The organism is Nostoc mirabile CHAB5784 (assembly GCF_020829645.1).
Lineage (GTDB): Bacteria > Cyanobacteriota > Cyanobacteriia > Cyanobacteriales > Nostocaceae > Nostoc > Nostoc mirabile.
In genome coordinates this window covers 1-13,539 of the sequence record NZ_JAIVFS010000012.1, presented here as the reverse complement: position 1 = coordinate 13,539, position 13,539 = coordinate 1, and the positions used below count along the sequence as shown (strand labels likewise).

Here is a 13,539-nt window from a genome sequence, read left to right as displayed (position 1 = left end):
CAATTGAGTCACAACTCGTTGGACAATCTGCTGTCTGATTTCTTAAACATTGTGACTCGCAGCAGTAAGATGAGCAACTACAGCCGCACGGGAAGTTTGGCTATAGCCACTGATCACACCGCCGCCTGTAATGCGATCAATGACAACTTTAAAATATAAGCTACGGTAATTTTATACACCAAAACTATAATAATTATTAATCATCACTAATCCCATCGACAAACCGTATATTATAGATAAAGCAATAAAATAACCAGCTTCAAAATCTGTATTTTGAATTAATCAAGCAATATCTTGTGATATTTGGCTAATTTTGCGGTGTTTATTTGAACATCTTCTTAAAGGTTGCCGATTCAACTATTTACAAAGCTGGAAACCATTAGAAATTCAAAAGGAGTGAATGTGATCAACGCCATACAGATTAACGAAAACTTGACAACAACAGGACAAGTTATACCAAAACAGCTTGAGCAAGCTATTCAAGAAGGTTTTAAGTCCGTTCTAAATCTGCGATCGCCTGATGAGTTAGGATTTTCCCAGGATGAGCAAAAAGTAGCGGAAGCATTGGGGCTGCATTATACGAATGTTCCACTCAAGGTGGATTTAAAAAATTTGAATGAAGAGGCTATTACCAAAATTCTCAGGACACTCGAACAAATACCTAAGCCAGCAGTTGTGCATTGTGCAGCCGGGATGCGATCGACTGGAATTGCGCTCCTAAGTATCGCTATCCAGGAAGGATTAACGCCAGAGGAAACCTTAGCAAGAGCTAAGAATCTGGGTTTTGGATTCTTTGAACATGCTGGCGTTAGTCCCAGGCTGAAGCAATTATTTGTGGACTACGTTAATAAACACGCGAAAGTAGCTGTGCCTACTTGCTGAAATAGCGAGTTTGAAAAACCTCTTCCTGCCTTGAACTTCACTCTAGTACGCACTTAGGCGATCGCCAAATCCAAACTTTTTGAAAACTGTGCGGTAATGGTCAAAGCGAGAATCAGCAAGCAGTTCTGGTAACTCTACCTCGATGGCGTGTTCCTCGCGTTAGAGGTTGCAGATCCTTGGCGCATGTTAGCGAACTGTGTCAGTAATGCCCAGTCCCACAGATTGTTCGTAAAGGCGATCATAGCGGCTACTTTTGCGAACTCCAGCAAGCCAACCCCAAAGCATTGGTACTTCACCTGATTCACCCCGCCGCCATCGCACTAGCGCCACCTCTGGAAATTGCCACGCTAAATCCTGTCGAATGCGGTTGATGATCGGGGACTGCACGCGGTTAAGGTGAGCAAGCCTCAGCACCAATTCGCGGATTTTGACAATGGCGCTAGAGCGAATTTGTCCAAATCGACGCGGGTCTGTGTGGTAATCAAACTAGTAACATCGGCATCATCATCTTTATCAGGGAGTGCCAAGTGCGACGCTCGATAATTCCTCAGTTCTTTGTGACCAACCAGCCGGACTTCTACACCAGCACAAGCCAAGTGAGTGCCCCACAACTTGCTGTAATTATTGCCAACTGGGGATTCATATTACTCATCGACACCATCCGGTCAATCCGCGTAATGCCCAACCAATGCAACACATCTGGCATCAGTTCTTGAAAGCGCATGTCTTCCACTCCGGCGACACATTCTGTACGGGTAAAGTAGGCATCAGCGCGATCGCCTCCTTCTTGACGCTTCCGGGCATTGTAAACTAAGAATTTCGTCACTTCTCCTAAAGCGCGACCTTCTTTGCGGCAATAGACAATTATACTGACACCGTCTTCCTGTGCCGTTTGGACGCACACTTCAATGCCATGTACCAGATAGGGGCGACAGGTGCAGATATCTGAGCCAAACACATCAGAACCGTTGCATTCATCATGAACCCGCACCGCTACAGGTTTATTGGGATCTGCGATCGCAGCCAAATCTAGGTATTTGTCAACTACCTCTAGTTAGTTTTTATTTTTATAAATCTAAATGTCGAGTGTGGTATTAGTCGTATACTGAATACAAGAAATAACACAGAAAATTCATAATTAGCAATAAATTACCGCAAATTTAAAGATGGCTTTAAAAATCATTTAATAGATATATTTTGTGAGAAAGTTAATACAAACGTATATTCACTGATCTCAAATTCATGGATTCTTTACCTATCAATTCCTTACTTGAAGAGTTGAAAAACCCAGATGCCACAGTCCGCGAAAAAGCAACTAGAAAAATCTGGCGGATTTGGTTTCAGCAAAAGGGAATTTATGGGCTGGAAATAATTGATCGCAGTCAAAAGTTACTCGATGCAGGTGAAATTACTGAAGCCGAAACAGCGCTGACAGCACTAATCAAAGACCAGCCAGATTTTGCCGAAGCTTGGAATCGCCGTGCTTTTCTTTATTACAGTATTGGAGATTATCAAAAATCTCTGGCAGATTGTCAGATGGTTGTACAGATAAATCCGATACATTTTGGAGCGCTTCACGGTATGGGTTTGTGTTATGCAGCACTAGGAGAATATAGTAAAGCCATCAAAGCTTTTAAAGGTGCTTTAGAAATTCAGCCCTATTCGCTAGTGAATCAAAAGTTGATTCTAGAATGTACATTTAGATTCAACTACAAGGGCAAATAAAAGAGAGCATCATACTGTTTTATGAATCCGTCATTACCCTCATCAACAGCAGTTCATCGCCTTAGTCGCCGTAATTTTATTCAATACAGTTCTATCTGAATTGGTAGTAGCTTCATTGCTGGTTGTACTAACAGCAACCAACCATCAACTAGCAATTCTTGGTTGGATAAAGTTACATTTGGTACAAACTAGATAGCACAAGCAGAACACGGCGGATTTTACCAGGCGATGTCTACGACGGGCTGTTCGGTGTCGCCACTGGTATTTACAAAGACTATGGTTTAGATGTAACTATTAAAATGGGTGGCCCGCAGGTTCCCAGTGGTACTCAATTGTTGATGGGGGGTGCGGTAAATTTCTTTATGGGTTATGGCATTGATGCCGTGAACGCCATAGCACAAGGTATTCCCAAAATCACAGTCGCAGCAATTTTCCAAAAAGACCCCTGGTGTCTTATTGCACATCCTAACACAGCAATTAAAACCCTTGCCGACCTCAAAGGCAAACCAATTTATGTCTCTGCTAAGGCTCACAGTAGTGAGTAGTTTTTGACAAGAGTGGTAGAAGCCAGTCAAGATGACTATATTTCCCTCCATACCAACCGAATGCTATCAGTTTACTCATAAGTTTGCTATTTTATGTAACCCTCTACTTTAACACTAAGTTGTTCAGTTAAACTCAAATAGATACCATTGAAATTTGCATTACCAGTATTTTTAAGGAATATTTAGTTAACATCGACTCGAAGAAGTGTTATTAATACTTTCAACGGCTTTGAGTTTAAACTGATAATTAGATTAACCATTAAAAATATTTTCCATATTGTTTCATACAGTCAAATTTTAATCTACAGAATGAATGAGTAAGCATCCGGTTATCACGCTAAATCAGATTAGCAAGGTCTACACCAATGGCACTGTTGCCCTGCAAGACCTAAATTTAGTAATTCCAGAGTCGCAATTTGTTAGTTTAGTTGGCCCCTCCGGGTGCGGTAAAAGTACAGTTCTGCGCCTGATTGCCGGATTGGGACGCACGAGTTCTGGTAGTATTGACTGGGGTATAACTCAGCAAACAAGAAAGCTGGCTTTTGTTTTCCAAGATGCCGCACTTATGCCTTGGGCAAACGTCAGGGAGAATGTTCGTCTACCGCTAAAGTTGGCGAGAATGTCTAATATTGCTGCGGCTATTTCTGGTTTACTAATGGCGATTTTGTTCACCCAAAGTAAATGGATTGAACGCAGTTTATTTCCCTATGCAGTAATTTTACAAACAACTTCGATAGTTGCGATCGCACCCTTAATCATTCTCTGGTTAAAAAATAACACTTTCGCCGCTTTAGTAGTTTGTGCCTGGATTGTCGCCTTTTTCCCTATAGTATCCAACACTACACTAGGACTCAACAGCGTTGACCGGAACTTGCTCAACTTATTTCAACTTTACAAAGCTTCTCGCTGGCAAACTCTCCTGTATCTCCGTTTACCTAGCGCCATGCCCTATTTCTTAGGTGGTTTAAAAATTAGCGGTGGTTTAGCATTAATTGGCGCAGTTGTATATTATTGAAGACGGCGGCAGAAAAGTTATTGATCCTGAGCAGTTAAAATTTAAGGAAATAGTTGATTCATATAGGTTGATGAATCCCGGTAAAAGCAAGGTTCTTCAATTGCAAATTCAAAATTAGCAAACTACCAGAAACACATACAGCAGAATTCAGAATACAGAATTCAGGAGCAAAACACGCTTTATACCTGCGTAACAGACTTAGCTTGTATACCTACCAACTTGAAATCTGCTGTATCAGAATTTTTTCTGTATATTTGTGTAACTTGTCTTCAAAAAGCTAGCTGTTAGGCGTTTATAATTTGTGGTTTGATTTCAACAACCGTGGGGTTGAAGAAAAATTCAGAATTCAGGAATCAGAATAAGAAAGTGGGGGATAAGCGCGGAAAGTCGAAGCAGCCGCTTCTGCAGGAAAGATCAGCTTGTGATGTTTTACCATTTATTCATTCCTCAGTCGGACTCCAATTCGATTCTGAATTCTTTTCGGATAACCCAAAATCCAACATTCCAAAATCGCCCATGATTGAAATTGACGGTTCCTATGGAGAGGGAGGCGGCCAAGTTCTTCGCACTTCCTTAAGTCTAGCGGCCATCACTGGCGAACCCATACGAATTTCAGACATTCGCGCTGGACGCAAAAAACCAGGATTAGCAGCACAACACTTAACAGCAGTTCGGGCTGCCGCGAGAATTTGTAATGCCCAACTACGGGGTGATGCTTTGGGTTCAATGCTGCTGGAATTCATCCCAGGTAGTGCTGTGCAAGCTGGAACTTATACCTTTGATGTTAGTAAAGCACAAGTTGGTGGTTCTGCAGGTGCGATCGCTCTAGTTTTACAGACAATTCTCTTACCTTTGGCACTAGCATCGGGCAATTCCCAAGTAACACTAAAGGGTGGAACTCATGTGAACTTTAGCCCGACAGTGACTTACATTGAGCAAGTTTATTTGCCGATACTGCAACGCATGGGTGTAGAAGCTCAAGTCAAGTTAGGTGCTTGGGGGTGGTTTCCCCAAGGTGGCGGAGAGGTACAGTTGCAGGTGAGTGGCGGTGGTAAACTCAATGGGATCAACTTGCTAGAACGGGGAAATTTACAACAGGTGCGAGGGCTAGCAGTGGTGACGGAATTGCCTTCGCATATTCCCCAACGGATGGCGAATCGTGCTGAGAATTTGTTACGGGAAGCCCATTTGAAAGTTGCTGTACACGCTTTGCGAGAAAGAGGTATAGCACCTGGGGCGGGTATTTTTTTAACTGCTGAGTATCAGAATAGCTTGACTGGCTTTGGTGGATTTGGGCGTTTGCGGTTGTCGGCGGAAACAGTTGCAGAAATTGCTTGTCAGCAACTGCTTGAGTTTCATCACACCGGCGCAGCAGTGGATGAACATTTAGCAGACCAGTTATTATTGCCAGCTGCTTTAGCGTCACAGGAAAGTCATTACCGGGTGGCTGAGGTGAGTAGGCATTTGACGACGAATGCAGCAGTAATTGAACAATTTGGGTTGGCACAGATAACAGTATATGAAGCTGATAAAATAGTTTCAGTAAAGAGTTTAACTAGATGAAATAAGTGTTTATTACTTTAGTAGTGCTTTATGATAAAGTATTATAAATTATTACTCTATAAATCAAAACAAATCTTGTGATCCCTTCTGCGTTCACCTAAAAACTGCAAGTTTTAGCAGACAACTTTGATAAAATTTTAAAACTTATTTAAAAATTCAAGTCCTAAACAAACTTATGTCAGTGCAACCTCATCAAGCTATTGAAGTGTTTTATTCTTATGCTCATGAAGATGAAAAACTTCGAGACAAACTAGAAAAGCACCTCACCCCTTTAAAGCGGGAAGGTGTAATTACAGGATGGCATGATCGCAAAATTGGAGCAGGAAAAGAATGGCAGAATGAGATAGACACCCACTTAGATTCATCTCAGATAATTTTACTACTTGTAAGTGCAAATTTTATAGCTTCAGATTATTGCTGGGATGTCGAGGTAAAACGGGCAATGGAACGGCATGAAAGCAAAGAAGCCAGAGTTATCCCTATAATTCTCGACTTTGTTGATTGGCAGAGCGCACCGTTTGGCAAACTTCAAGCTCTGCCTGAAGGCGGCAGAGCTGTGAAAAAATGGGGAAGTCGTGATGCTGCATTTTTAAGTGTTGCTCAAGGTATCCGAATAGTAGCGAAAGAATTGGCAGTAAGTTCATAGAAATTACCTATTTAAAATTCATAATTATGACTGAGTAAATTATCAAAAATTTAAATAAAAAATGTTATGAAAAGAAAGTAATAATTCTTTCATATTAATAGGTGCTAAGGTCAATGCCTGCTACTAAGGTTGTCAAAGTTTTTTATTGCTGCTCTGACTCTGCTCAAGATGAAGAAATGCGGCAAAAACTAGAGAATCACCTCAGTGGTTTAAAGTGGAAGGGCTTAAGTACTAGCTGGCATAGGAAAATGATCAGCCCAGGAAAGGATTGGAAAAGTGAGATTGATACAAATTTAAAGACGGCCGATATAATTTTAGTGCTAATTAGTTCAGAATTTATTGCTTCAAATTACCACTGGAATGTTTTGGCTAAACAAGCTATGGAACAGCATAGGGCTAAAACATCTCGTGTTATTACTATTCTGCTTAGTCCAGTCGATAATCATTGGAAGGACGAATTCCCCAATGTCAAAGTTTTACCCAAGGGTGGAAGACCCATAACTGAATGGAGACCCTATAATAAAGCTTTTGCAAATATTGCTACAGGTATTCGAGAAGTAGCCGAGGAACTTACTGATTCTGCCTTCCCTATTAAAAAAGTTCTGCGTTGGATTAGTACAATTGTTATACTTATTGCAAAAGCTGCTGGAAACACTTTTATAGATGTGGCAAGAGCGACCTTTTCATATTTGTTTAGGCCATCAAGGTATCGTCGCCGGAATAGGGTAAGCAAGATTCCCGTAGGACTACTTATTATCATTGTAGTAGGTGGTATGTTTATGCTCTTCATTTCTCAACCACCTGATATACTAGAGATCCCTTCCTCAGCACCTAAACCAACTTCAAATTCAATAAAAACAGTAAATACAGGAAATCCTACTGGTTGGATATGGATAGGGATGGTTAATAATACTTCAGGTGGTTTATCTGTGGGGAAAAAACTAGTTCTTAAACCATCAAATCGTAAACAATTTCCTCGTATTGAGCCTCCTGTAATTCCATCACCAGGAACAATCGTAACTGTTAAATATGAAGTTAATCTAATGCAGGGAAAATCTTTATCTGGAAAAACAATCGTTAAACTTAAAAAAGGAGAAAAGCTAGTTATCTTGAAAGTAGAGCGTTTCTCAAAGGTTGCAAAAAATTCGCCTTACATTAAATTGAAAGCGCAAGTTCGCAAATGTAACTCAATTTGTAATAAATAGTACTAAGATAGGCACAATACATTACAGCACTCACTAACACTTTACCCACCTCCCCGATAACAAAATCACGCGTGAGTATACAGTTACATAGAAATTTGCCTCATTTCCGCTCTTGGGAATGAGGCAAAGGTGTTTAATATAAGCGGAGACAGAAAACTTTTGATAGTTTATTTAAGAGGATTTGCAATCAAACTTGTAACCTGCATGGGTTGTAACAATAAGCGACCAACCAATTTACAAGGCAATGCAAATGTAGTTGAGAGTGAGTTCAGTTATCTCTTATACTTGCTTTTTAGTTAAGTATGGAACAGAGCGTTTGAATTTACCTCTGTCAAAGGCATATACTTAGGTTAAGTCAGTTTGCGATCGCAAATACAAGGCACTGAGAATTGGGCATGGGGTAGCAGTCTAGGAACGCCAGCAACGAGTGTAAATAACTCAGTTTTATTTTTTCTCTGCTTGTATGAAACCACTCTGCCCTGCTCCTTTAACTCTCCCTCTTCTCTTGCCGTTCTTTGAGTTTCAGCATGATCTCTGCGTGCATCTCGCGGGTAATCGGGTAAAAATACGTTAAAACTAAGCCACAAAGCAAACAAACTGTAGGTATGGGGCCAACAGCAATGCGAATCGCAAACAGTGCAGATTCAGGTTGGATGGGTAGTGGACTTCCGGCTACAGATTCTTTGAAACCGGCTACTTGCAAAGCATTTCCCACCAAAAACAGCCCGAAAGCTAAACCAAATTTTTGTAGCAAAACCATGAAGCCATAAAAAATGCCTTCTCTGCGTTGTCCAGTTTGCAGTTCATCTAATTCAATCACATCTGGAATCATCGACCAGGGAATTAGATAAGCTGTGGATACACCAATACCTGCCATGACAGCCATCACATACATCAAAACTATTTGACCAGGTTTTAAGAAAAATAGTCCGGCGGCAGCTATTATCCACAAACTCATTCCCAGAAAATAAACAACTTTTTTGCCGATTTTTTTACTCAGCGCCCCCCAGACAAATAGCATCAATAGGGCAGTTCCTTGGACTGCAATCAGCACTGGGGGGACATCTGATTCTTTTAGACCCATATAATTGACTACAAAATAGGGAATAATGCTGGCTGTAATCTGCACACCTAGCCAAGAACAAAGATATATACCAATGACAAATAAAAAAGGTCGGTTGCTGAAGACAATTTTTAACTGTTCAAAGAAGGGGAGAGATGCAGGTTCTTCAGTTTGGATACGTTTGGCCTCAAAAGCCAAGATGCGATCGCGGACTCCAAAAACGCACCAATATAATCCTAAAATTGAAATTACAGTACAAATTGCTGCTAAAACAAGATATCGTTGTTGGCGATCGGCAATCTGCGAAAAAATAATTTGCGTTAAAATCAACGACAGAATACTGCCACCAATGGAAAATGTAAAACGGTAGCTGTTAAGACTAGTACGTTCGTCGTAATCTTGAGTTAGTTCTGGAGTCATCGCCGTATAAGGCAAATTCACAACCGTGTAAAACGCCTGAGATAGAATCCCAATTGCTACGTAATACCAGAACAGCGGCCCAATATTCTCACTCTGATTTGCACTAAATTGCGGTACAATCCACTGCAAGAAGAAGAGAACTCCAAAAGGGATTGCTCCATAAAACATCCAGGGAAGACGACGACCCCAGCGACGAGATTTCGTTTTATCAGTCAAAAACCCGACAAGCGGATCATTTACGCCATCCCAGATTTTGCCAATCATCAAAATAGTGCCAGCTAAACCCGCAGGGATACCAGCGACACTCGTAAAGAAAATCAGTAGATAAAAGACGGAGATATTTGCAGTAATTGCCGGGCCTAAATCTCCTGCACCGTAAGCCAGCTTTGTTTTTAAGTCGAGTTTTTCACTCTTAGGATCTCGTTGGGCATCGCCATCAGCACCAGAATCGTTCATAATAACTTGCACTTATACTAAAATAAAAAGTTTGCGTAGGCGTAGCCCGCACTTCTCTACGAGACGCTGCGCGAACGACAAAGCTCAATGACCATAGTAGACATTGCCTTCAATACTAGCTATCTACCACTCCCGTTAGACTTATGCCAGACCTTTATGTTTCTTGGTCAGATTATCACCAAAAAATTGAACAACTGGCTATTCAGATTTATGAATCCGGTTGGGAATTTAACCAGATTATCTGTCTTGCCAGAGGAGGACTACGAGTTGGAGATATTCTTTCCCGTATATACCAGCAACCACTGGCAATTTTAGCAACCTCATCTTACAGTGGCACTCGTAAGCAAGAAAGAAGTAATTTAATTTTCTCCCGCCACTTAACGATGACTGCCGAAAAGTTAGGTTCGCGCATTCTCCTAGTAGATGATTTGGTAGACTCTGGGGTAACACTGCAACAGACTATACCTTGGCTCAAGCAAAATATTGATTCTCAAATTGAGGAAATTCGCACCGCCGTTCTTTGGTATAAAGCCTGTTCAGTTATAGCACCCGATTATTATGTCGATTACTTAGCTAACAACCCCTGGATTCACCAACCCTTTGAACACTATGAGCAGATGAACATTGCAGAACTTGCGGCTAATGTTGAAGATGCTATTGATTCAGAAACACTTCGTCGTGCAATTGAGGAAAATGATGGGTTTACTACCTTAGACGCAATTAGTGTCAAGCGTGGAAATGAGTGAACGCTACAGTTTGAGAATTGCTAAGACTGCTGAAAAGGATTTGTTGGATTTGCAAGCGAAACTTTATAAGCAGGTTGTATCTAAAATCCTTTCGCTTCAAGGCAATTCTCAACCTCAAGATTGCAAAGCCTTGAAAGGCTATGAGGGTGGTTATCGTGTTGATCAAGGTGAATATAGAATTCTCTACACAATTGATAAAGAAAGCAAATTGATTGATGTTTTTCGCGTTGGTAAGCGAAATGATGGTGAAGTCTACAAAAATTTGTAATCGGACTTTACTCCATAGACCTCTTTTCTCTCGTTCCCATGCTCTGCATGAGAACGAGGAACTCCAAACTTTTAACTCTTAGCTTCTAACTCCCCAAACTTAGGACTCCACCACCCTTTTTGCGTATTGAAATAAGCTACATCTTTATGTTTGGTATCCTTACGGGATTGTGAATTAGAACATCGCAACATTGTCTTACTCTGCCCCTCTTTGATATAACTGTACTCCTCTAGAGGTTTCTTACATACCGGGCACGGATATGCCGTCATCTTCACGGGAGACTTTTGTTGATTTTCAGCTTGAACTGCTTTAGTTTGTGGTGGCTGCCAAGTTTTGTTAAAGTCGCTCCAAAACAGCACGACATTTTCACAGCCTTTTGTGCATTTGAGGAAATATTTCTTTTTTACCTTACTACTCGGAATTTTGGCGAGAAAATTTTTGCATTCAGGGCATCGAGTCTTAGAAGTTTCATATTTGCGCTCGCTTATCACATTAGCTTTACCTGTTGGGGAACTCGCAACTACAGTTTTAGCTTTGGAAAGTGCTGGTACAAAGTAATTCTGATTCCAACTAGTTAAATAATGCTGCCAAGAGTTTTTTCCTTCAGAAATTGCATCAAGGGCATCTTCCATTTTCGCTGTGAATTCCGCCTCTAGTAAATCAGGCAGTGCTTTGAGCAAAAACGCATCAACTTCTAACCCTAACGCTGTCGGTTGCAGATGGTCTTTTTTCAACTCAACATAATTTCGTTTTTTTAAGGTAGCAACAGTAGGAGCATAAGTACTTGGGCGACCAATTCCTTTACGTTCCATCAGTTGCACTAATTTTGGTTCACTATAACGGGGTGGTGGCTGCGTCTGCTTCTGCTCATGTCCAGCATTCTCCAGTTTCAATGCTTGTCCCTGTTGTAATGAAGGTAAAACACTATCCTTGCTAAGATTATTCCAGTACCGGGCATAACCGTAAAATTCAATCACTTGCCCTCTAGCTGACCACAGTAGAGAACCAGACTGAGTAATCACCAGAGTTTTACGCAATTGAGCAGCACGACACTGAGAGGCAATTGACCGTTTCCAGATCATCACATACAGATTAAACTCATCATCAGGCAGTTCAGAGCGCAATTGAACTGAGGGACGAAACACATCCGTTGGACGAATCGCCTCATGTGCTTCTTGAGCCGATTTACTACTGCGATGCTTGGCGACTTGCTGGGGTACATTCTGCGGATCATTTTGCTCTAACCATTTACGGGCGCTGGCACAAAATTCTGGACTCAGCATTACTGAGTCTGTTCGCATATATGTAATCAGCCCTGCCTCATAGAGCTTTTGGGCAACAACCATAGTTTTGTCGGGAGCAAACCTCAGCTTTGAACCGGCTGCTTGTTGAAGGCTGGAAGTTGTAAATGCTGGAGGTGGCTGGCGATTAACGATTTTTCCCTCAAAATGAATCACCTGATGAGGATGCCGCTGTGCTTCTTCAACTAAACGTGTAGCCTCTGCTTCCGAAAGAACACGCTTAGACTCCGGTGTTTCTGGGCTATTACCCACCTTTGCGTCATCGTGAGTTTCAGTTTCTTGCTCTGCTGCATCTTTTGCAGAATCAACCGTCCCTTTATAAAAAGCCCGGAATCCTTCAGCATAATCTACCCAGACACTCCAGTAATCTTGGGGGACAAACGTCAGAATTTCGGTTTCTCGCTGACAAATTAGGTGCAACGTCGCGCTTTGGACTCTGCCAACACTCTTAGCGCCGTTATTCAATGCCCAAACTAAAGGGCTACCCTTGTAACCCACCAACTTATCCAGGCAATCTCGGCACAACCCAGCACCGATTAAGTTTTGGTCTAGCTTTCTGGGATTTGCGATCGCACTCTGTACCGCCGATGCTGTAATCTCAGTATAAATTACTCGTTTCGGTTCCCTCAAACCCAGTGTTTCTTTGAGATGCCAAGCGATTGTCTCACCTTCCCGGTCTGGGTCAGTTGCTAAGACAACTTCATCAACCTGCCTCACCGCAGACTTGAGCTTCTGGATTGTTTCTTTCGCTCGTTGGTCACGCGGGACGTAATTGCATCGGACATTACTGCCGTCCATGACGAAGCCCAAGGAATCGTCTCCTTCATTGCTGAGTTCTCGGATGTGGCCACAACTGGCTAGAACTTTCCAATCCGAACCCAGAATTTGACTGAGTTTTTTGACTTTTCCCGGAGATTCTACCACAAGCAGGCGTTTGATCATAGCAACTGCGTTCTAGATTTTGAGCAATAAACTGGCAATTGCAATGAGCGATGGCTGCGCCAACGCCAAAGGCGAACGCCTATTCTCGTGATATGGATTTTATAGAATACTGTACCAAAAAGCTTTGGAAATTGCTCAACTCAGTTTAGAGGTAAATCATCTCAAAGCGATGCCTGATTGTGCGATCGCTGTTGTAACTGGCGCAACTACTATATATCTGCTGGAATGCTGGCAGTTTTTAACAAAAAAGGGGCACAACCATACTCGCTGTCCCAAACAGAAATCGGTCTGCTGGGTAAATGCTCACACACCTGTAATAGTAGCCAAGTGGCTTTCTCTATTGGACTTTCCCAACTGGTTATGCGTTCATGCCTCAAGGGTAGTGCCCAACTGCCTGAATCCTCCGGTATCCAAGCAATCGTACTATATCCCTGTCCAATGGTAATCGGTTTATTTTCAGCTATGGATGTGCCGCTATGCTCAAATGTTCTGTCTTGAAGTGTTACCGCATCCAGGCGCGGCCAAGCTGTATGGTCGCCTGCCAATAAAGGACGTCCCTCTATTTCCATCTGTTTAATATATAACTGCATCAATCTCTGTCGCTGTGGTCTACTATCTTGTAGCGCTTCATAAATACTTGACCACTTGCGTCTAAATACTGGTGATAAGGATAAGTCTGCTAAGGAGTAAACATTGCGGGTTAGCAATATGGCATCTGTTAATTCAAAGGTCGCGTCTTTGGCTCTACCTAAATATTTGTAA

12 protein-coding genes and 2 pseudogenes are annotated in these 13,539 nt (G+C 41.8%); 9 read left to right on the top strand and 5 right to left on the bottom strand.

Annotation, left to right across the window (positions count from 1 at the left end):
* Positions 1 to 402: 402 nt before the first annotated feature.
* Positions 403 to 882, top strand: a complete 480-nt coding sequence (locus LC653_RS10680) for a protein tyrosine phosphatase family protein (protein ID WP_229494454.1) — start codon at positions 403 to 405, stop codon at positions 880 to 882.
* Between the two features lie 48 nt (positions 883 to 930).
* Here the strand turns inward: LC653_RS10680 and LC653_RS47890 are convergent.
* Both LC653_RS47890 and LC653_RS10670 read right to left on the bottom strand, forming a co-directional pair.
* Positions 931 to 1,517 (bottom strand): annotated as a pseudogene (locus LC653_RS47890) (IS110 family transposase); the annotation flags it as partial.
* 5 nt (positions 1,518 to 1,522) lie between these two features.
* Positions 1,523 to 1,912 (bottom strand): annotated as a pseudogene (locus LC653_RS10670) (GTP cyclohydrolase II); the annotation flags it as partial.
* 212 nt (positions 1,913 to 2,124) lie between these two features.
* Here LC653_RS10670 and LC653_RS10665 point away from each other — a divergent pair.
* From LC653_RS10665 to LC653_RS10640, 6 genes are all read left to right on the top strand, one after another.
* Positions 2,125 to 2,607, top strand: coding sequence for a tetratricopeptide repeat protein (locus tag LC653_RS10665; protein ID WP_229484814.1), 483 nt, complete (start codon positions 2,125 to 2,127; stop codon positions 2,605 to 2,607).
* Between the two features lie 299 nt (positions 2,608 to 2,906).
* Positions 2,907 to 3,152, top strand: a complete 246-nt coding sequence (locus tag LC653_RS10660) for an ABC transporter substrate-binding protein (RefSeq protein ID WP_229494452.1) — start codon at positions 2,907 to 2,909, stop codon at positions 3,150 to 3,152.
* 313 nt (positions 3,153 to 3,465) lie between these two features.
* Positions 3,466 to 4,167 (top strand): ABC transporter permease subunit, encoded by a 702-nt coding sequence (locus LC653_RS10655; RefSeq protein WP_229494451.1) that lies wholly within the window; start codon positions 3,466 to 3,468, stop codon positions 4,165 to 4,167.
* Between the two features lie 516 nt (positions 4,168 to 4,683).
* Positions 4,684 to 5,730 carry an RNA 3'-terminal phosphate cyclase gene (gene rtcA / locus LC653_RS10650; protein ID WP_229494450.1) on the top strand — a complete coding sequence of 349 codons (1,047 nt, stop codon included), beginning with the start codon at positions 4,684 to 4,686 and terminating at the stop codon, positions 5,728 to 5,730.
* A gap of 175 nt (positions 5,731 to 5,905) precedes the next feature.
* Complete coding sequence (locus LC653_RS10645; RefSeq protein WP_229494449.1) at positions 5,906 to 6,376, top strand: toll/interleukin-1 receptor domain-containing protein; 471 nt, start codon at positions 5,906 to 5,908, stop codon at positions 6,374 to 6,376.
* Positions 6,377 to 6,489: 113 nt separating this feature from the next.
* The gene (locus tag LC653_RS10640) at positions 6,490 to 7,581 is read left to right on the top strand and encodes a toll/interleukin-1 receptor domain-containing protein (RefSeq protein WP_229494448.1); all 1,092 of its coding nucleotides are present in this window, start codon (positions 6,490 to 6,492) and stop codon (positions 7,579 to 7,581) included.
* 487 nt (positions 7,582 to 8,068) lie between these two features.
* Here the strand turns inward: LC653_RS10640 and LC653_RS10635 are convergent, their stop codons facing one another.
* Positions 8,069 to 9,520 carry an MFS transporter gene (locus LC653_RS10635; protein WP_229494447.1) on the bottom strand — a complete coding sequence of 484 codons (1,452 nt, stop codon included), beginning with the start codon at positions 9,518 to 9,520 and terminating at the stop codon, positions 8,069 to 8,071.
* Between the two features lie 143 nt (positions 9,521 to 9,663).
* Here LC653_RS10635 and LC653_RS10630 point away from each other — a divergent pair, with 143 nt between their 5' ends.
* Complete coding sequence (locus LC653_RS10630; protein WP_229494446.1) at positions 9,664 to 10,266, top strand: phosphoribosyltransferase; 603 nt, start codon at positions 9,664 to 9,666, stop codon at positions 10,264 to 10,266.
* Entirely contained in the window at positions 10,259 to 10,534 is a 276-nt protein-coding gene (locus LC653_RS10625) for a type II toxin-antitoxin system RelE family toxin (RefSeq protein ID WP_229494445.1), read from the top strand. Before LC653_RS10630 ends, LC653_RS10625 begins: the two co-directional genes overlap by 8 nt.
* A 71-nt stretch (positions 10,535 to 10,605) precedes the next feature.
* On the opposite strand, the gene topA is transcribed toward LC653_RS10625, so the two are convergent.
* On the bottom strand, positions 10,606 to 12,777 hold the full coding sequence (gene topA / locus LC653_RS10620; protein WP_229494444.1) for a type I DNA topoisomerase: 2,172 nt from the start codon (positions 12,775 to 12,777) through the stop codon (positions 10,606 to 10,608).
* A 209-nt stretch (positions 12,778 to 12,986) separates the two neighbouring features.
* On the bottom strand, positions 12,987 to 13,539 hold a 553-nt coding region (locus LC653_RS10615; RefSeq protein ID WP_229494443.1), incomplete at its 5' end, for a transposase.